A 17,818-nucleotide genomic window follows, 5' to 3' on the forward strand; every position below is an offset into this window, starting at 1 on the left:
GCATTAGCGTATTGGATAGCTCCTAGACTCAGTATTGAGACTGACTATTGCTGAGGAAGGCTAGTACGCTCACCGTACTATAAGACTCCAGGGCAAATAACCAGACTCTAAGGCATGAATGCATATTTCCAGGCAAAGCGTCGCGCCGGGTAATTGGCGAGAATTAGCTTTAAATTTTCGTGCATAAAAACAAGAGCTCGCCATGAATATGCAAAAAAGTATTGCCGAAGCCACCATCGGTCACATCGGAAGTCGTCAGGCTCGAGTCGAGGACGCAGCTCTGCTTCAAGGCCAAGGCCGCTACGCTGACGACATGGCGACACCACCAGGGACCCTGCAAGCCGCTGTTGTCCGTTCTCCCCATGCCCACGCCCGTATCCGTTCGGTGGATGCCTCACGCGCTCTGACTATGAAAGGCGTACATGGTGTGCTCACTGGCGACGACGTCAAGCGCTGGTCTAACCCGTTTCCGGTGGGCGTCAGAGCACCTATGGAGCATTGGCCTCTGGCTGTCGACAAGGTGCGCTACGTTGGCGAACCGGTCTGCGTAGTGATTGCCGACGACCGCTACCTAGCCGAGGATGCTCTGGATGCCGTTCAGGTCGAATACGAGCCGCTGACACCGATCATCGACCCCGAAGCGGCCACCCTAAATGATGCGCCGATTCTGCACGAAGCCGTAGGCAGCAACGTGGTAAACGAACGCAGCTTCCGCTACGGCGATCCGGAGCGGGCTTTCGCCGAAGCGCCACACCGCATCACACTGAAGGTTCAGTACCCGCGAAACTCCTGCACGCCGATTGAATGCTACGTGGTACTGGCGCAGTACCTGCCAGCCTCAGAAACCTATGATGTGATGGCCAATTTCCAGGGCCCCTACGCGCTGCACTCGGTAATGTGCCGGGCACTCAACGTGCCGGCCAACCGCCTGCGCCTGCGTACCCCGCCGGATTCTGGTGGCAGCTTCGGCATCAAGCAGGGGGTGTTCCCCTATGTGGTGCTGATGGGTTTGGCCTCGCGCAAGGTCGGTGCTCCGGTGAAGTGGGTGGAGGATCGCCTCGAGCATCTACAGGCCTCTTCCAGCGCCACCAACCGCGTCTGCGAAATCGAGGCCGCAGTGGAAGCCAATGGCCGCGTCACGGCCCTGCGCTACGACCAGATTGATGATTGTGGCGCTTACCTACGGGCCCCTGAACCAGCCACCTTCTACCGCATGCACGGCAATCTCAGTGGCGCTTACGCCATCCGAAACCTGGCGGTGCGCAACCGGGTGGTGCTCACCAACAAAATGCCTACCGGGTTGAACCGCGGATTCGGGGGCGGTCAGGTCTATTTCGCCCTTGAGCGGCTGATGCAACACGTCGCTGCAGAACTCGGCCTCGACCCGCTCGAGGTCATCCAGCGCAACCTGGTTCCCGCTGGCGTATTCCCTTACCGCGCAGCAGCGGGCGCACTGCTCGATTCCGGCGACTATCCTGCTGCTGTGGAACTGGCGCGCCGTAAAGGCAATCTCGACGAGCTCCTACAGCGCCGTGACCAGGCCCGTGCCGAGGGACGTTTGTATGGCATAGGCTATGCCGCTGTGGTGGAACCCTCAATCTCCAACATGGGCTACATCACCGTCGCCATGACGCCCGAAGAGCGTCAGAAGGCTGGACCGAAGAATGGAGCAGTGAGCACTGCCACAGTCAGTGTCGACCCGCTCGGCAGCGTGACCGCTCACGTGTCCTCGACACCGCAAGGTCAGGGCCATCAAACAGTGGTGGCGCAGATCATTAGCGAGTTACTAGGTGTGAAGCTGGAAAGCATCAGCGTGAATGTCGAGCTGGACACCGGCAAGGACGCCTGGTCGATAGCCTCCGGCAACTACTCGAGCCGCTTCTCCGGCGCCGTCGCCGGGTCGGTGTATAACGCCACCTTGAAGATCCGTGAACGCATGGCCGCCATCGCCGCGGACATGTGGCAGGTATCCCCCACTGACGTCCGCTTCGCCGACGGCAAGATCTTCGTAGAGAACGGCCCTAGTCAGCCCTTTCATCGTGTGGCTGGCACCACCCATTGGTCACCGGGCCTGCTGCCGGAAGGCGAAACGGGCGGTCTGCGGGAAACTGCCTTCTGGACACCTCCCCAACTCGAGGCGCCGAACGACCAGGACTGCATTAACAGCTCTCTGTGTTACGGCTTCATCCTCGATTTCTGCGGAGTAGAGATCGATCGCGTCACCGGTCAGGTACGCATCGACAAGTACGTCACTACCCATGACGCCGGGCGCATTCTCAATCCAATGCTGGTCGAAGGACAAATCCTCGGTGCTTATTCCCAGGCGCTGGGCGTGGCGCTAATGGAAGAGTTTGCCTACAGCGAGGACGGCAGCTTCCTTTCTGGCACCCTGGCCGACTACCTGATCCCGACCGCACCGGAGGTAGTCGACCCGGTGATCCTGCACATGGAAACTCCCTCGCCCTTCACCCCGCTGGGGGCTAAGGGTGTCGGTGAAGGCAACAACATGAGCACTCCGGTGTGCATCGCCAATGCCGTAGCCGATGCGCTAGGCCGCTCTGACATCAAGCTTCCGCTGACGCCGTCGCGGGTTCGCTCAATGATCGGAATCGACGAGCCGGCGGCGCCAGAAGGTCTTGTCATGGATGCACCGAAGGTAGCCGGTGGTTCGGCCCTGCAGGCTAACGACTTGGTTGAGATTCCCGCGCCGCCGCAGCAGGTATTCGACGCCATCCTCGACCCCGAAACGCTGAAGGCCATCATCCCGGGTTGCCACGCCTTGGAACTCGAAAGCGAAAACCATTACCGGGCCGACGTCACCGTCGGTGTGGGCATGATCCGCGCGCGCTTCGCCGCACGGGTCGCCCTGACCGACCTCGATCCACCTCACTCGCTACGTCTGTCCGGCTCCGGCAACAGTCCTATGGGCTCGGCTACCGGCAGCGCAAAGATCAATCTGGTGGCGCTGGAGAACGGGAATACACGGTTGGAGTACGCCTATGAGGCCGCAGTGACCGGTAAGGTCGCCGCCGTCGGTGGGCGCATGTTGCAGAGCGCCTCGCGCGTGATTATCGGTCAAATATTTACCCGTCTGGCCCAACGGCTCTCCGGCAAGCCTATCGACACCAGCCTGTGGCAACGCTTGCGCGCCCTACTCGGCATGGGAGGTACGAAATGAAACCCGCCGCATTCGACTATGTCCGTGCAGCCAGCAAGCGCGAGGCCTTGCAGCAGCTTACAGAGCACGGCGAGCAGGCTCGGATCATCGCTGGCGGCCAGTCGCTGATGGCCGTTCTGAACATGCGCCTAGCCCAGCCGAAGGTGCTGATCGACATCAATCAGGCCAGCGATCTGCATTATCTGAAGGTGGAAAACAACTGCCTTAAGGTCGGTGCAGCGGTGCGTCAGGTCGAACTGCTCGACCGTACAAGCTTAGTCGATGAAGTCCCCCTGCTGGCCCAGGCGATGCCTTGGATCGGCCACTTCCAGACGCGCAATCGCGGCACCGTGTGTGGCTCGGTCGCGCATGCCGACCCGAGCGCCGAAATTCCGCTGTGTCTGGTCACTTTGGGCGGCACTGTAGTGCTCGAATCGCTCAAGGGAAAGCGCCGCGAGGTTCCCGCCGCCGAGTTCTTCCAAGGCGTGCTAACCACTGAGAAGCGGCCGGACGAAATGGTCGTGGAAGTCCAATTTCCACTGCGTGAGGCCGACGTGATCTACCGCTTCCACGAGGTCGCCATGCGCCACGGTGACTTCGCCCTGGTGGCGCTCGCCGCCTGTATCCGCCAAGGCGAGGTGGACCTGGGTGTCGGCGGCGTCGCCGACCGGCCAACGTTGCGCCGCCTGCCCTTGGGGGCAGAACTGAAGGATTCACTCAATACCCTGGCCTGGTCGCTTGGCGCCCAAGACGACGTGCACGCCAGCGCATCCTACCGCCGCCAGCTGGTACGGGAACTGGGCCAACAACTGATCGAGGACAACGACCATGCACGTGCGAGCTGATCAGCGCTTCCCCATACAGATAGAACTCAATGGCCGTCAACGCGAAGGGCTCGCCGAGCCACGCATGCAGCTGTGTGATTTCCTGCGACACGAGTTGGGCACCACCGGCGTGCATGTCGGTTGCGAACACGGCGTCTGCGGCGCCTGCACCGTGCTGGTCGATGGCGTTGCCTCACGCTCCTGCCTAATGCTCGCCGTGCAGGCCCACGAGCGCCGGATCGACACGGTGGAGTCGCTGTCACGCGACAACATCATGAACGACCTGCAGCAGGCCTTCAGCCGCCATCACGCCCTGCAGTGCGGCTTCTGCACCGCGGGCATCTTGATGTCCTGCGTGGAATTCCTCGAGCGCGTCCCGAACCCGGACGAAACCCAAGTTCGCGACATGCTCTCTGGGCATCTGTGCCGCTGCACCGGCTACACCAGCATGGTCCGGGCGGTGCTAGAAGTGACGCAGCAACGACAAGAAACACTTGCGGAGAACAACAACGATGTTTGACCTTGGACGCAGTTTTCTCGCCGCGGTCGAGCGGCGCCCCAATGCCGTGGCGATCAGCGACGGCGACCTGAAGAAAAGCTACGAGACCTGGTTCGCCGACATCCAACGTGCCTCGCACGGTCTCGAACAGCTCGGCCTGAAGAAAGGTGACCATCTGGTAGCGGTAATGCAGAACCGCTGGCAGATGGCGACCCTGCACTGGGCTTGCCAGTTCAGTGGCATCATCATGACCCCGCTCAACTGGCGCTCCACCGCCGACGAACTCGCTTGGTGCACCAATGACGCCGAAGCGCGTGTGGTTATCCATGACGATTCAGCCCAAGAAGCCGTTGCCGGTTGCGGCAGGAGCACCTGGCAGTGCGTCAGTGTTGGCCAGCCGGGCAACGATAGCGCGATCAGCTTCGAAGAACTGTGCGCCAAAACGCCGAGCGAAATCATCCTGCGCGCCGACCCCGAGGACTGGTCGTTGATGCTCTACACCTCCGGCACCACCAGCCGGCCTAAGGGCGTGCCGCGCCGCCACCGCGCCGAACGCGCCGCCGCGGTCGCCCACTTAGCGCAGAACATGTATAGCCAAGAGGAATGCACCCTCGGCGTGATGCCGCTCTACCACACCATGGGCGTGCGTTCGCTACTGTCGATGGCATTGCTAGACGGGCATTTCGTCTGCGTGCCAAAGTTCGATGTGGAAGCCACGCTGGACGCCATCGAGCGCGAGAAGATCACCAACCTGTACTTGGTGCCGACGCTCTACCACATGCTGATTGAACATTCGGCCTTCAGCCCCGAGCGGGTAGCCAGCGTCACCAAGTTAGGTTTCGCCGGCGCGGCCATGAGCGATGGGCTGCTGCAACGTGTCGAGGCCGCGTTCAAGCCGGAGCTGTTCGTCAACCACTATGGCAGCTCGGAAATCTACACCTTCACCATCGACCAGAAGGCCAGCGCCAAGCCTGGCTCGTCTGGCCGCAGCGCGCTGAACCAACGCATTCGCGTGGTGGCGCTGGGCAGCGAATCGCCGGACGACCTCTGCAAGCACAACGAGGAAGGCCAGATCATCGCCGACCTGTCCAGCGACGAGGCCTTCGAAGGCTACTGGAAGCGGCCCGACGCCGATGCCAAGTCGATCCATGAGGGTTGGTACTTCACCAGCGATACTGGCTTCTTCGACGAGGACGGCGACCTGTTCGTGACTGGTCGTGTCGACGATCTGATCATTACTGGTGGCGAGAACGTCAGCCCGGCGGAGATCGAGAACGCCCTATCGCTGCACCCTGCGGTCGAGGAAGTCGCCGTGGTCGGCCTACCCGACGAACAATGGGGCAAGCTAGTCGTCGCCTTCATCAAGCTGCGTCATCCGATTACTGAGGAAGAGCTGGACGCCCACTGCGTATCCTCGGGTCTGGCTCGCTTCAAGCGGCCGCGCCGCTACGAATTCATCGACCAGATCCCCAAGTCCCCGGTCGGCAAGATCTTGCGCCGCATACTAGTGACCGATTACGGCCACCCCACTTCCGCCAACTAACACTATTGCTTTACACAAGGAAAGAACTTACATGAATACTCAGCAGATCGAACAATTCCTGAGCACTGAGTTCGACGGCTTCACCGTGGAACTGAACCTCGAGCACGAGCGCGGGGACATCATCCTCGGCCGCCCGCCGTTCAACGTCATCGCCATGAGCCAGCGTGACACCCTGCGCCAGGTCTTCGAAGCGCTTGACGCTCATTCTGGGATCCGGGTGATCGTATTGCGTGCCCAGGGCGAACACTTCTCCAGCGGTGGGGATATCAAGGGCTTTCTGGAGGCATCGCCGGAGCACGTCTCCAAGCTGGCCTGGAACGTCGCCGCCCCAGAGCGCTGCACCAAGCCGGTGATCGTAGCCAACCGCGGCTACACCTTCGGCGTCGGCTTCGAGCTGTCGCTGGCCTGCGATTTTCGCATTGCGTCGGAAACCACCCGCTATGCTCTGCCCGAGCAAAACCTCGGCCAGATTCCTGGCTCTGGCGGCTCGGCTCGGCTACAAAAGATTATCGGCATCACCCGCACCAAGCACATCGTTATGCGCGCCAAGCGCATCACCGGCCAGCAGGGTTATGACTGGGGCTTCGTCACCGAGTGCGTGCCCGACGCAGATCTAGAAAGCACCGTCGATGCGATGGTCGATGAACTGCGCCGATTCTCGCCGCTCGCCCAGCGTACGGCGAAGAAACTGATCAACGACAACGAGGACGCATCACTAAAGGTCGCCATTGAGATGGAAGGCCACTGCTACAGCCGCCTGCGTAGCTCGGCGGACTTCAAGGAGGGCGTCGAGGCGTTCCACAGCAAGCGTCCGGCCGTATTCCGCGGCGAGTAATACCTATGTGACTGCGACGGTTGCACGTCTGGGCAACCGTCGCCCTAGCACCTGATGGCCTGTTTGGGCTAAGCGCCCCGCCACCGTATGCCAAACCGCCCTGACTCTTATAAAACAATTAACTAGCGGAGCACGCCCATGTCTAGCCCCGTCGCACCCGATGCAAACGCTTCCCATGCCGAACCAGTTACGAAGACCCCCTTGCGCCATGCATTCAACTCGAAGTCCATCAGTGCAGGTGTTGTCGCCGCGCTGTTCGGTTGCACCGGCCCTGCGCTGGTCATTATCAATGCCGCCGAAGCAGGGGGCCTGACCAATGGCCAGACGGTCGCCTGGCTGTTCGCCGTGTACGTGCTGGGCGGCCTGATCAGCCTTTTCATGGCGCTGCGTTATCGTCAGCCGATCTGCGGTGCCTACACCATTCCCGGCGCAGCGATCCTGGTCGGTTCGCTCAGTGTCATTCCCTTCAGCGAGGCTATCGGGGCCTTCATCATTAGCGGCCTGCTAGTGCTGATCCTCGGTGTCACCGGGTTGATCGGCCGGTTAATGCGCTGGCTACCGATGCCGATCGTGATGGCGATGATCGCCGGTGCGCTGATCCGCTTCGCCACCGGTGCGGTGGACTCGGTTGTCACCGCGCCCATCATCGCAGGAGCCGCGGCGCTGAGCTTCTTCCTCGTTACTCGGTTCGCCAAATCGGTACCGCCGGTGCTGGTGGCTGGCGTTGTTGGGCTGGTACTGGCCTTCGCCATGGGCCAACTGCAGCCGGCCGACGTGAATATCGGTTTCGTCATGCCGGCTTTCACCCTCCCTAGTTTCTCTCTGGACGCCTTCCTGGCTATCACCATCCCGCTGACGGCACTGGTGATTGGTGCAGAAAACGCCCAGGCGACCGGTGTACTGATTACAGAGGGCTACCGCCCACCAGTCAATGCAATGACGGTAATCAGTGGCATCGGAGGCATGCTCGCCGGGCTACTCGGCGGTCACAATGCCAACATTGCCGGCCCGATGACCGCCATATGCTCCTCTGAGCAGGCCGGTGAGGACCGCAACCTGCGTTATGGTGCAGCCTTGGTTAACGGTGCGCTGTTCGCGCTGTTCGGCTTATTCGCCGGGCTTGCCGTACCCTTCATCCTGGCTTTCCCCAAGGCGCTGATCGTCGTGATCGCTGGCCTGGCCATGCTGGGCGTACTGCTCGGCGCACTGCAGCAGGCCTTCCAAAAGGGCGGTTACTGCCAGATTGGCGCCTTTATTGCGCTAGCCGTGGCGATGAGTCAGTTCTCCTTCATGGGCATCAGCTCGCCGTTCTGGGCACTGTTGTTTGGAGTGTTGGTATCCGGGGTACTGGGCGAAATCAAGCGCTGATCGGATGTGACTACCGTACCAGGCGCACGGTAGTCGCCTATAGCGGACTGTGATGAGGTGCATCAAAATTCATTAATGGACAGGGCTTAACCGCTACTCCTAACTTAGGCTCAAGCCAATCAGGAGAATAGCCACGCCCTGCAGCAGCATTTTCGGTGTCGGCGCGTCATCAAATTCGATTCCAGCTATCAGTACCTTGAGGGTTAACTGACTGGAACAGTCCTCTTATAGTGCAGCCATTAAAAGAATAAGATGAAAAACGACCTCACCACTACCGAGGTCAAGGGCTAAACCTAGATAAAGGAGGCACAGCGCAACATAAAAAACTGATTCAGGGCAAGACCTGTTGCCCTGAGAGCAGCATGATTCTGGGCTGCGGGAAAAATGGGGGCCTTGGGCCAAGCCAGAGCAATTATCAGACGCCGCTAGAGCCGGTGCTACAACGAAGAACGGTCATATTGGTCTCTTAGCTATAAAATCCGGGCATACTCTTCAGTAGCAACGTGGATGTGCAGAACCAGAGACATTACAGACTGACGCGGTGCCTCATGCGACCGCGCCTATAACGAGGGTGCTGTTATGCTTCAACTCGACCTTCAGGTCGTCCACACCGCTTTGCAGTGGGCTCGCAAGGGTCACTCCTTTTGGCTGTGCACGGTGCTCTCAACCTACGGCTCGGCACCCCGTACACCCGGCGCGATGCTGGCCGTGCGGGCGGACGGCCAGCTCATCGGCTCCCTTTCGGGCGGCTGCGTCGAGGAGGCCTTTCTCGAAAGTCTCGCTGACGGCGAGCTGCGTGCACCGACCCAGATCGTCCTGTATGGGGAGAGCGATGAAGAGCGTCAGCGGCTGCAACTGCCGTGCGGCGGTGTTCTTAAGGTACTAGTCGAGCATCGCGCACCGGACAAAACTTGGGTCGACCATCTGCAGGGCATGTACAACGCACTGCTCGGCCAACGTCGGTTGGTACGTGAACTCGACCTGTCCTCCGGTGCCTTCGTGCTCATGGCGGACGACCATGGCGGCGAGATTGCGCAGCTCCTGAACGAACGCGTGCGAATACGCATCGGCCCTGTGCTTAGGCTGATTCTTGCCGGGTTGTCGCCGGTGGCCGAATACTGCGCCAGCTTCGCTCGTACCATCGGCTGTGAGGTGATTGCCTGTGATCCGCGCGAAGAGATGCTGCGACGCCCACCCGAGGGAGTTCAAGTACATCCAGTGCTGCCTTCCGAATTCATCGCCGCTGGCCATTGCCACGAAGCTACCGCTGTGGTCGCACTGACCCACGACCCACGCATCGACGACCTGGCGCTGATGGAAGCAGTGCGCTCTCCGGCCTTTTACATCGGCGCTATGGGCTCGCGGCAAACCTCCATACGGCGTGCTGAACGGCTGAGCCGGGTCGGCGGATTGTCTTCACAGCAGATCGCGCGTATCCACATGCCCATCGGGCTCAACCTCGGCAGCAAAACGCCTGCCGAGATCGCCTTGTCAGTGGTCGCCGACGTACTGCGCGTTTATCACGGGAAAGGTCGCGATGCGCTCTGAAACGAAAGTAGTAGACTTGGCGCTGGTCAATCTACACCTGCCGCGGCAGGTTAGGTGATAAACTTCTTGAGCACACCAAGCCTGCCACTACACTCCGCGACCATAAGGAGCTAGCGATGTCCACCGCACAACGCGTCTTCCACGGCAAGTTTGGGAGAGTCGCCCTCCTCGATATGGACCGACCACTTGTAACCCATTCGCACCACGAATGCCATGTGCTGGTGAAGGTCTCAGGCTCCGACACATTTTTCAACGTCAATGGCCATCAGGTACCTCTTACCGACCGCAATGCGGTACTGATCAACGCTTGGCAGCCGCATTTCTTTGATTACCAGCCCAGCGCCGAGCAGACACAGATTCTCGCGCTCTATATCGAACCGGCCTGGCTGGCTGAAGCCCAGCATACGTTAGCCCTGAGCTCACATCCGGGATTTTTTGCCCAGCCTAGTATTGAGCTTAACAGCAAGAAACGGGCGATGGCCGACCGGTTAATAGCCGAGGCCTATAGTGCCGGGCTAATTCCCCGCGAGCACATTGAAAATTTACTATTTGATTTTCTAATCGAGCTTATCGAGGATTTCTCGCAATGGAAGCACCTGTGCCGCCTCGGCACTCAGATGCGCCAAGGATTCAATGATGCACGCATCCGCCGTGCTTGCGCCTACCTGCAAACCCATCTTGACGATCCTGATTGCGTCACCAACGCTGCGAAGGCCGCCGGATTCTCCCGTGCGCACTTCTTTACCTTATTTCGCAAGGACACCGGCATGACACCAAGACTCATGCTCAATGACGCGAGAATGCGGCGGGCCTTCCTTTGGCTTGAGCGAGAGCGCAGCGGTACTTTAGGCCAACTCGCTGAGAACCTTGGTTTTACCGAGCAGGGTCACTTTACTCGATTCTTCCGCCAACACATTGGCGCATCTCCAAGCCAGTATCGATGTGTAGTGGACAGTTATTGGACAGGAGATATGTGACCACGATAGCGTGGCCCACAAGGTCTTCGCGAGCCTAGCTCAACGAACATAAAGATAAAAGAACTTGCTCTTTGTGCGTTTAATATGAGCTTGTACAAAAACACCGGCAAAAACTGAGACTAAAATCGACACTCACCGCAATAAGCCTACTTATCTAGGTTGGTATATATCTTAAGGAAACGTTGAACAATTCGTCTCGGAGCAACAGAAGCATTCAACGTGGACTTTATTATTGTCTCAGTCATAGATATTTAACCACCTCAAGTAGCCTGCTTACCTGGCAGCCGTGTTATCCGGTTGGCAATACTGAATCGCCCCGGGTTTTTTAGACACTACCTGGTCTTATACTTGGGGTTTGAGAGGGTAGCCTGAATGGTCGATTTGAGTTCTTGGATAGATTATGTGGTGTTACATTAGCTTTAATTAATTGACCGCTTTGGGTCGCAATCTGTCTATGGCAAATACTCATAATTCTTAAGACCACAATAACGGTGTATGCCATCTGTGTCATCTTTGGAATAGCAGCTTAGGGCTTTGATGCGGGTAAAGCTTTGGGAGAGGATGCTCAGTGGCAAGCCTGTAGATGCTTGCTTGGATTGAAAAACTGTCCATAGGCGTCCCAGTCGTTTCGAAGAGAGCCAATTGCAAGGTGTGGGTCAAAGTGTGGGTTAAAAACCTTCAGACAACAAAAAAGCCGCTGAAATCAGCGGCTTAGTCGTAATACTTGGCGGAGGGACAGTCTCTCACAAAGCCACCTAAAACCCCCGCCGATAGCGACATTCCGCTATCGCTTATCAAAACATGCCCCCAGATATGCCCCCTTAGTTGGGTGGTCACCTAAAAGGGATTCAGGGTCACATTTAGGCGATGTCGGAAAATCGGACATCGGTAACGCCAAACTGGTGTTCAGGGCTGAATCCCCAGAACGGGGGTGCAGTCAGTTTGACCTGAGTCAGGGCAACATGCCCTAACTTAGGTGGTGTCTCTATTTTAGAGACAGTGTCTCTAAATTGGTGACAGCGGCGATTCCAGACAATCGGCCCTAGGGTTTCCACATATTACGGAAACGCTCAAACTTATTGGGCGGGCAGCCTGGGGCCAAGTCATCGTCGATTGCCTCCTCTAACGCTTCAAGGCGCTGGTGCAATCTCTCAATAGCCTGGGCATCCTGCTTACGCATGGCCCACACCAAACGGCGGTTTAGTCGCTCGCGCTCCTCCTCTAGCCGGTCGGTGCGATATTCGCCGGCGGGTCGTTCGTTCCATGCAAACTCGCTTTTCAAGTTAGCCATCAAAACACCTCATTAGACCGATACGGGTTTAGCAATAGCTGGAACGTCGGGTTTTCCTGAAAGCCCCCTACCCCGGTAACTGTTTGGCGCTCTCGATGCTCGAATAGATCCCCCACTAACAGCAGCACAGCAGCACGCACAGGCGCGGGCATCGGTTCGGGAAGGTCTTCGCCCAGGTATTGGGCTATATAGCCCTCAGCGGCCTCAATTAAGCCGGTAATCAATCCGTCTTCGTCGTCTTCTTCAACCATTAGGCGAAGGTGGGCTTTAGCTTCTTCAAGTGAAACGCTCATATAAATAGCACCTCGGTTTCAATAGTGGTTGGTTCTTCGGCTGATTGGGCGGCCCCCATCGCCATAGCTAAGGCTTGAATACCGTCAATGCGTCCAGTACGGCGGGACTTGTCCAGCTTGCGAGCGCCAGCCGGGTCGGTAGTGGTTACCGCATTGGCTGCGCACATCGTCAAAACCGGGTGATTGCCGTGGGCAATGCGACCGTTCAGTAACTCGGCCTCGAGTGCGTCCAGTGCTGGGGCCATATCGCGGAAGCCTTGCCCGTGTGGCATCAAGGGAAGCTCTACCCCAAGCCGGTCTAATTCCTTCCTGAAAATGTCGATGCGCCAGCGGTCAAACGCCAGGGCGTGCAGATCCACGTCTTGAAGTATTTCTGCTAGGTCGGTGGCCACCGCCTCATAATCAACGGTTGCGCCTGGGGTGGTGCGTAGGAAGCCAGAACGGGCCCAAACGTCATAGGGCGCCCGGTCTGTTTTGGCACGGTCGAAAATGCCCTGCTCTGGCGTCCAGAAATATGGCTGCACCTGCCAAACGCCTTCCACCTTACCCACCAGTACCAAGGCGGTTAGATCGGTACGGGCTGACAGATCAAGCCCACCAAACACCGGGCCATCAAACGGCAGCGGCTCGGCTGCGCACTCTGCCCACACGTCTGGGCTAATGAAGGGGCTATCTAGGCTGACACGCTGGTTTAGTAACAGGTTGCGGGCGCTGTTGGACATGCTCGGCATTCGTTCGGCCTGGGCCATCTGCTCGCGCATATCGTCTTCACTGCGGAAGATACCCAATGCCGGGTTAGCGGCTCGCCATGCTTCGGCGTCCATTAGGTCGCAACCCTCGGGCGCAGTGTACAAGTGGCAAACGGTGCGCGGGTCTTTCGAGCGCAGCGCGTCGTCTATCCACTCACTGAGTAAGTCGGCATCGTTGGCGGCTTGAGTGCTTATCGTGATTATCAGCGGGTTTTCGTGTGCGCCTTGGCTGGTGGTGATCGCGTCCACAAAGTCGGATTGTGGCCCGCGTACCTGCCCTACCTCATCCAGAATAGCCAGCACCGGGCTAAGGCCGTGGGCGGTTTTGCCATCGGCTGCCAGTGCCTTGAACTCAGTGTTCATTGTCAGGCCGATAAGCCGCTTACCACTGGGCACAATGCGCACGATCTTGGAAAGCTCGGGCGACATCTGCACCATCTTTGACGCCAGGTTAAACACCAGCGCGGCTTGGTCACGGCTCATAGCACCACTGACTAGCTGGCTGTTTTGCTTTACCTCTGGCCCCACTAGGTGCGCCAGCAGTAGCGCGGCGATAAGGCCGGTCTTGCCGTTCTTGCGGCCTACCGACAGGATGGCGCGGCGGGTACCAGATGGGTTGTCGTAAACGTCGATGATGAATTGCTTCTGAAACTCGGCTAGCACCATCGGCTTACCCACGCCAGCGCCTTCGGGCGTCACACAGTAGCGCTCGATAAACCTTATAATTCGCTCGGCGCGAGTCATTGCAGTGTCCTTGGTATCAAGCCGTCGTCATCGTCAACGCCTTGGCGCGCATCGCGTTCTAGGGCGGCGCTCTTGTTGATGTCTTGCGACTTACCCACCACGCTAATTGTGTCTATTTTCAGTTGGCGGGCCATGGCCAAAGCGCGGCGGCTCATCTTGTCCTGTAGCGTGCAGGCCGGGTTTATCTGATCGCCTAAGATCATTCCTTGCTCGTCGATCAATTCTTCAAGCGCGGCAATGTCGCCATAAATGCGGGCAAGCTGGCCAGCCAAGATAAGGTCGGCATCAGTCCAGGTATCCCGCGCTCTAGCCGTCACAATGGCCACCCACGCCGGGCGGTCACTATCGCGCAGGCGAACGCAAGCCGGGGGCGCGATTGGCTCCATGGTGGCGGCCTGGGCGGCGGTAATGGCCGCTTTGGCGCTGTCTGATCGGTGGCGGCGGGCGGTTGTTTTCATGGCAGTTAGCAATAAAAACGAGGTTGGGGGGCGGTGCGTGGCGGCCCGGTTCCTCGTGATTTTTTAACGGTTCCAATGGTGGTTTGGGTCAATGGGCCGGCCACTGGCGTCGCATCCAGCGACTAACGTGGCGCTGCCGTCCATCTCGGCGCGGGTCTTATGGCTATGGCACTCATGACACAAGCCCTGTAAATTTTCGCGGCTGTTGTCGTCTGAGTAATCACCGTCACCATTGTGTATGTGGTCAACATCGGTGGTAGGTGACACCACACCACGCGCCAGACAGTGCCTACATAGCGGCTCCTCTGCTATCACCTGGGCGCGCAGGCGCTGCCACGCGGCACCGTTAAGCGGTAGGTGGCGGCGCTTCTTCATCGTCGATACCGTCAATGGTGGGTAGATTCTCTAAGCGGCGTACCTCGCTGCGCAGCATCCACCCATCGGATATGCCACGCTCATAGAACTGTGAGCGCTTGAGGCTATCGCCACGCAGTAGCCCTTCAACGTTGTGCTCTGCGTAGTACGTCACCGGGTCATTGATTAGGGCGCGGTTGATCGCTTGCTCCCACATCACCAAGTGACGGCGTAAGGTATGGGTCACAAAGTACCGGCCAAGCTCTACCGCGTTGGAGTAGTTGGCCTCTCTCAGATCGCCAATAAGCACGGGCGGGACACGGAATAGGCGGGCCACCTCCTCCACGCTCATACGGCGGGCTTCTATCCACTCGGCGTCTTCAAGCGTCATGCTGACCGTCTTGAACTCGGCACCGGCAGGTAGAACGGCAGTCTTGCCGTGGTTACTCACACCACTCTGACCAGCGGCCCAACTGTCGCGTATCTGCGCGGCCTGCTCTTTGGTGGTCGCTGGCTGGGTCTGTATAACGCCTGATAGCTTGGTACCCTGGGCAAACATACGTTCCCCGTGGGTGCGCTCTGCTAGCGCCAGCCCTACCGTGTCGCGGCACACCTCTATAGGCGTTCGGCCCATCAGTCCATCGTCACTGTGGTAACGCAGGTGAAGCACCTCAGACGCCAGCAGGCGGCGGCGCTTACCGTGCCGGTCTGTCACCTCATACACCAGCTTATCGTCTAGGGTGATAAGCACGTTCACACTGTCAGGGTGAAGCGCCTTCAAGCTGTCGATGCGTCCGGCAGCGTTCCACTTGATCTCGGCATAAGCATTGCCACGTAACAGAACGTGCCGCTGCAGCATTTCCCGAAACTCTAGCGCGGTCTGCTGTTCGTTTGGCTCTGAGTGCAACAGCTTGAACAGCGGATGGGTTCGGGCCTTCTCGCGCCCATCCTCAGTGCGGCGGTAGATGTCTAGCGGCAGGCTGGCCACACTCTCAGAAATGGCCGCTACTGCAGCATAAACGGCGCTGATACCTTCGGCACTCTTGGAGTTCACCGCCACACCTGCCACGTCTTGCGAAGCGGTGAAGCGGTTCCAGTAGGTGTCGTAGGAATCGGCGGCGCGCTTCTCAAATAGGCGCTTGATTAACTTCACTGGCAAGCCTCCACGTATAGGCGGGCAAGTCGGATGCCTAAGGGCTGGCTGGCGCGCACCTGTACGCTGGTGGTGTCGTAGGCGGGTGACGCGGTTATGGTGACTTCGATCAAGTCCACGTCTGTCAGCTCACGCACGGCGCGGCCTTCACGCTCTGACCACGCATCGCTCACCGGCAGGAAGCCAAACGAACAGCCAGCCACGTCGCCACGCTCCACCAAGTGGGCCAAGTCGCGGCCCAAGGTGGTGTCGGGTAGGTCGATCTCGAAGGCCAGCCCCACGGCATCCTCACTTAGCCGCAACGTACCAGCGCCCAACCGTCCTAGCAGTGCGCGGCCATCATGCTCATAAATAGCGCGGATGTTTTGGGCACCGGTACCGGCGAGCGTGCGGGTAAACGCGCCAGCACGTACCACCTCGACAAACTCCCCTAGATCGATGGGTTCATCGAAGCGGGCAACGTAGCCGGTCAGCTTGCGGCCCTTGGGCGTCAATTCACTGCTAGCACGGCGTTCCATGGTTATGCGCCTGGGGTTGCGACGATGAAGCCTTGCGGATGGCGTAAGGCCACATCACACGTCGCCATAGCGCGAACCTGCACACCGCCGCGGCTATAGGCCGGTTCAGCGTAGGGGTTCACTAGAATGTCGATCTCTGACCAGATACCTAGCAACACTTGCGAGAAATCGCCGTAAAGCAGCGTGCTAGTGGGCATTTGGTTGGTGGACCAATAAGGCTTATCGTCCATCATGCCGCTCTGTAATAGGAAGCCAGAACCTCCTACTCCTGCACTACCTACCACTTTCTCAGTGCTACCAAGTGTGGTTTTAACGCCTGGAGCGGATAACCAAGCCGTACCTTCAAGGTTCTCAAGCTCCAAAAGCTCGGATAGCCCAAGAACTCCGGCCCACGTAGTAGGAATGTCAGCCGCCTGAACACCAGCAGCACCAATAATGCCTTGAGGCTCACCAGCAGCACCCGAGCCTTGCAAAATCGCCCGGTCAATCTGCTGGGCAATCAGGGCGGACAGATCGCCGCGCACTAGCTGCTCAATGTCTGGGCTTGATTGCTGGATTAGCTGGCGACTCATTTCGGTTTTGCCGCCTACGTGCTTGGGTGAAAGCGTCACTTCACCAAAGCTCATCACGCCTTCCGGTACCGCTCCACCCTCGGTTACCCAACCAGTAGCCAAGCCGCTGCCATATTTAGGCACGCTTACGTCACCCGATAGGCCCGATAGCACACGAACACCAAGGCGGCGCGCTAACAAGCGGTTGCGAAGTGCGTCAATGTATTGATCGGCGCGGTGATCGGTTGGTGTGATCTCGCCAGCGGTGCCAGTAGTATTGGCGCGAGTTTCTAGCGCGGCCATCGGCACGAATGCGCCTTGAGCCTTGCGTCCACTGCGGCGTTCAGCTTCTTGAGCGTATTCAGCCTCTACACCATCCAGGCTGCGGCCTTCCATTTGGGCACGCATTACCTTCATCACGCTTACCTGACGCGCCAGCTTGGTGAAGTCTGCGCCAGCATCCCCAGTAACCGGCTTAGCCACGCTGCGGCGCTCGGCTTCGTCTAGGTACTCTGCTCGGTCAACCTGACCGGCCAGTGCGCGCTCCTCTGCTTTCAGCGTATCGAATTGTTTGGTTTCATCGGCGGACAGATCGCGGCCCTCATCGGCGGCTTTGTCGATCATGCCTTTCATCTGCGCAACTTTGGCGCTTCGCTGCTCACGTAGTGCTGACACTTTCATGTTTGTTACCTTGTCGGTTGGTCGTCTGGTGGTGTCGCTATAACACCTAGCCCATAAATACAATGTTATAACATAACTGTTTATATCACCATTACTGTGATTGCTTACAAGGTGTGCGCTTATTGCTCACGTCTTGGCTTCTCTCTCTGGTTAGTGCGTGACGTTATGGCATACCTGATTGGTATATATAGAGAGGTCTTCAATTTTTGAAGCTGAAACTCTGCCAAGAAGCCCTATAAGGCATCAATTTTTGATGCCTTATTTCGCCTCTAATG

General features: G+C 58.5%; 16 protein-coding genes. 8 read left to right on the forward strand and 8 right to left on the reverse strand.

The genetic code is table 11. The annotated features are described in order from the left end of the window. The first annotated feature begins 202 nt into the window (after window positions 1-202). The 8 genes from CXF87_RS13550 (at window position 203) to CXF87_RS13585 (ending at window position 10,751) form a co-directional block, all read left to right on the forward strand. A complete protein-coding gene (locus CXF87_RS13550; RefSeq protein WP_101146956.1) occupies window positions 203-3,178 on the forward strand; it encodes a xanthine dehydrogenase family protein molybdopterin-binding subunit in 2,976 nt (991 codons plus the stop codon). Then, window positions 3,175-4,002, forward strand: a complete 828-nt coding sequence (locus CXF87_RS13555) for an FAD binding domain-containing protein (RefSeq protein WP_101146957.1) — start codon at window positions 3,175-3,177, stop codon at window positions 4,000-4,002. Before CXF87_RS13550 ends, CXF87_RS13555 begins: the two co-directional genes overlap by 4 nt. Beyond that, the gene (locus CXF87_RS13560; RefSeq protein WP_101146958.1) at window positions 3,986-4,501 is read left to right on the forward strand and encodes a (2Fe-2S)-binding protein; all 516 of its coding nucleotides are present in this window, start codon (window positions 3,986-3,988) and stop codon (window positions 4,499-4,501) included. Before CXF87_RS13555 ends, CXF87_RS13560 begins: the two co-directional genes overlap by 17 nt. Continuing rightward, window positions 4,494-6,023 carry an AMP-binding protein gene (locus CXF87_RS13565; protein ID WP_101146959.1) on the forward strand — a complete coding sequence of 510 codons (1,530 nt, stop codon included), beginning with the start codon at window positions 4,494-4,496 and terminating at the stop codon, window positions 6,021-6,023. Before CXF87_RS13560 ends, CXF87_RS13565 begins: the two co-directional genes overlap by 8 nt. A 31-nt stretch (window positions 6,024-6,054) precedes the next feature. Beyond that, window positions 6,055-6,858 carry an enoyl-CoA hydratase/isomerase family protein gene (locus tag CXF87_RS13570; RefSeq protein ID WP_101146960.1) on the forward strand — a complete coding sequence of 268 codons (804 nt, stop codon included), beginning with the start codon at window positions 6,055-6,057 and terminating at the stop codon, window positions 6,856-6,858. Window positions 6,859-6,996: 138 nt separating this feature from the next. Continuing rightward, window positions 6,997-8,226, forward strand: coding sequence for a benzoate/H(+) symporter BenE family transporter (locus CXF87_RS13575; protein WP_101146961.1), 1,230 nt, complete (start codon window positions 6,997-6,999; stop codon window positions 8,224-8,226). A gap of 579 nt (window positions 8,227-8,805) precedes the next feature. Continuing rightward, on the forward strand, window positions 8,806-9,774 hold the full coding sequence (locus CXF87_RS13580; protein WP_101146962.1) for an XdhC family protein: 969 nt from the start codon (window positions 8,806-8,808) through the stop codon (window positions 9,772-9,774). A gap of 116 nt (window positions 9,775-9,890) precedes the next feature. After that, a complete protein-coding gene (locus CXF87_RS13585) occupies window positions 9,891-10,751 on the forward strand; it encodes a helix-turn-helix transcriptional regulator (protein ID WP_101146963.1) in 861 nt (286 codons plus the stop codon). Window positions 10,752-11,793: 1,042 nt separating this feature from the next. On the opposite strand, the gene CXF87_RS13590 is transcribed toward CXF87_RS13585, so the two are convergent. The 8 genes from CXF87_RS13590 to CXF87_RS13625 all read right to left on the reverse strand — a co-directional run bounded on the left by CXF87_RS13590 (window position 11,794) and on the right by CXF87_RS13625 (window position 17,543). Beyond that, window positions 11,794-12,042, reverse strand: a complete 249-nt coding sequence (locus CXF87_RS13590) for a hypothetical protein (protein WP_101146964.1) — start codon at window positions 12,040-12,042, stop codon at window positions 11,794-11,796. Next, window positions 12,042-12,335 carry a head-tail connector protein gene (locus tag CXF87_RS13595; RefSeq protein ID WP_101146965.1) on the reverse strand — a complete coding sequence of 98 codons (294 nt, stop codon included), beginning with the start codon at window positions 12,333-12,335 and terminating at the stop codon, window positions 12,042-12,044. Before CXF87_RS13595 ends, CXF87_RS13590 begins: the two co-directional genes overlap by 1 nt. Further along, a complete protein-coding gene (locus CXF87_RS13600) occupies window positions 12,332-13,828 on the reverse strand; it encodes a terminase large subunit (RefSeq protein ID WP_101146966.1) in 1,497 nt (498 codons plus the stop codon). The genes CXF87_RS13595 and CXF87_RS13600 overlap by 4 nt, the downstream gene beginning before the upstream one ends. Then, a complete protein-coding gene (locus tag CXF87_RS13605; protein WP_101146967.1) occupies window positions 13,825-14,286 on the reverse strand; it encodes a TerS protein in 462 nt (153 codons plus the stop codon). The genes CXF87_RS13600 and CXF87_RS13605 overlap by 4 nt, the downstream gene beginning before the upstream one ends. 63 nt (window positions 14,287-14,349) lie before the next feature. Beyond that, window positions 14,350-14,661 carry an HNH endonuclease gene (locus tag CXF87_RS13610; RefSeq protein ID WP_101146968.1) on the reverse strand — a complete coding sequence of 104 codons (312 nt, stop codon included), beginning with the start codon at window positions 14,659-14,661 and terminating at the stop codon, window positions 14,350-14,352. Continuing rightward, a complete protein-coding gene (locus CXF87_RS13615; protein ID WP_101146969.1) occupies window positions 14,633-15,793 on the reverse strand; it encodes a phage portal protein in 1,161 nt (386 codons plus the stop codon). The genes CXF87_RS13610 and CXF87_RS13615 overlap by 29 nt, the downstream gene beginning before the upstream one ends. Beyond that, window positions 15,790-16,311: an HK97 family phage prohead protease gene (locus CXF87_RS13620; protein WP_101146970.1), complete on the reverse strand. Its 522-nt coding sequence runs from the start codon at window positions 16,309-16,311 to the stop codon at window positions 15,790-15,792. Before CXF87_RS13620 ends, CXF87_RS13615 begins: the two co-directional genes overlap by 4 nt. 2 nt (window positions 16,312-16,313) lie before the next feature. After that, window positions 16,314-17,543, reverse strand: coding sequence for a phage major capsid protein (locus CXF87_RS13625; RefSeq protein ID WP_101146971.1), 1,230 nt, complete (start codon window positions 17,541-17,543; stop codon window positions 16,314-16,316). Window positions 17,544-17,818 lie beyond the last annotated feature (275 nt).

Source organism: Halomonas sp. MES3-P3E (assembly GCF_002836035.1).
GTDB classification, from domain to species: Bacteria; Pseudomonadota; Gammaproteobacteria; order Pseudomonadales; family Halomonadaceae; genus Vreelandella; species Vreelandella arctica.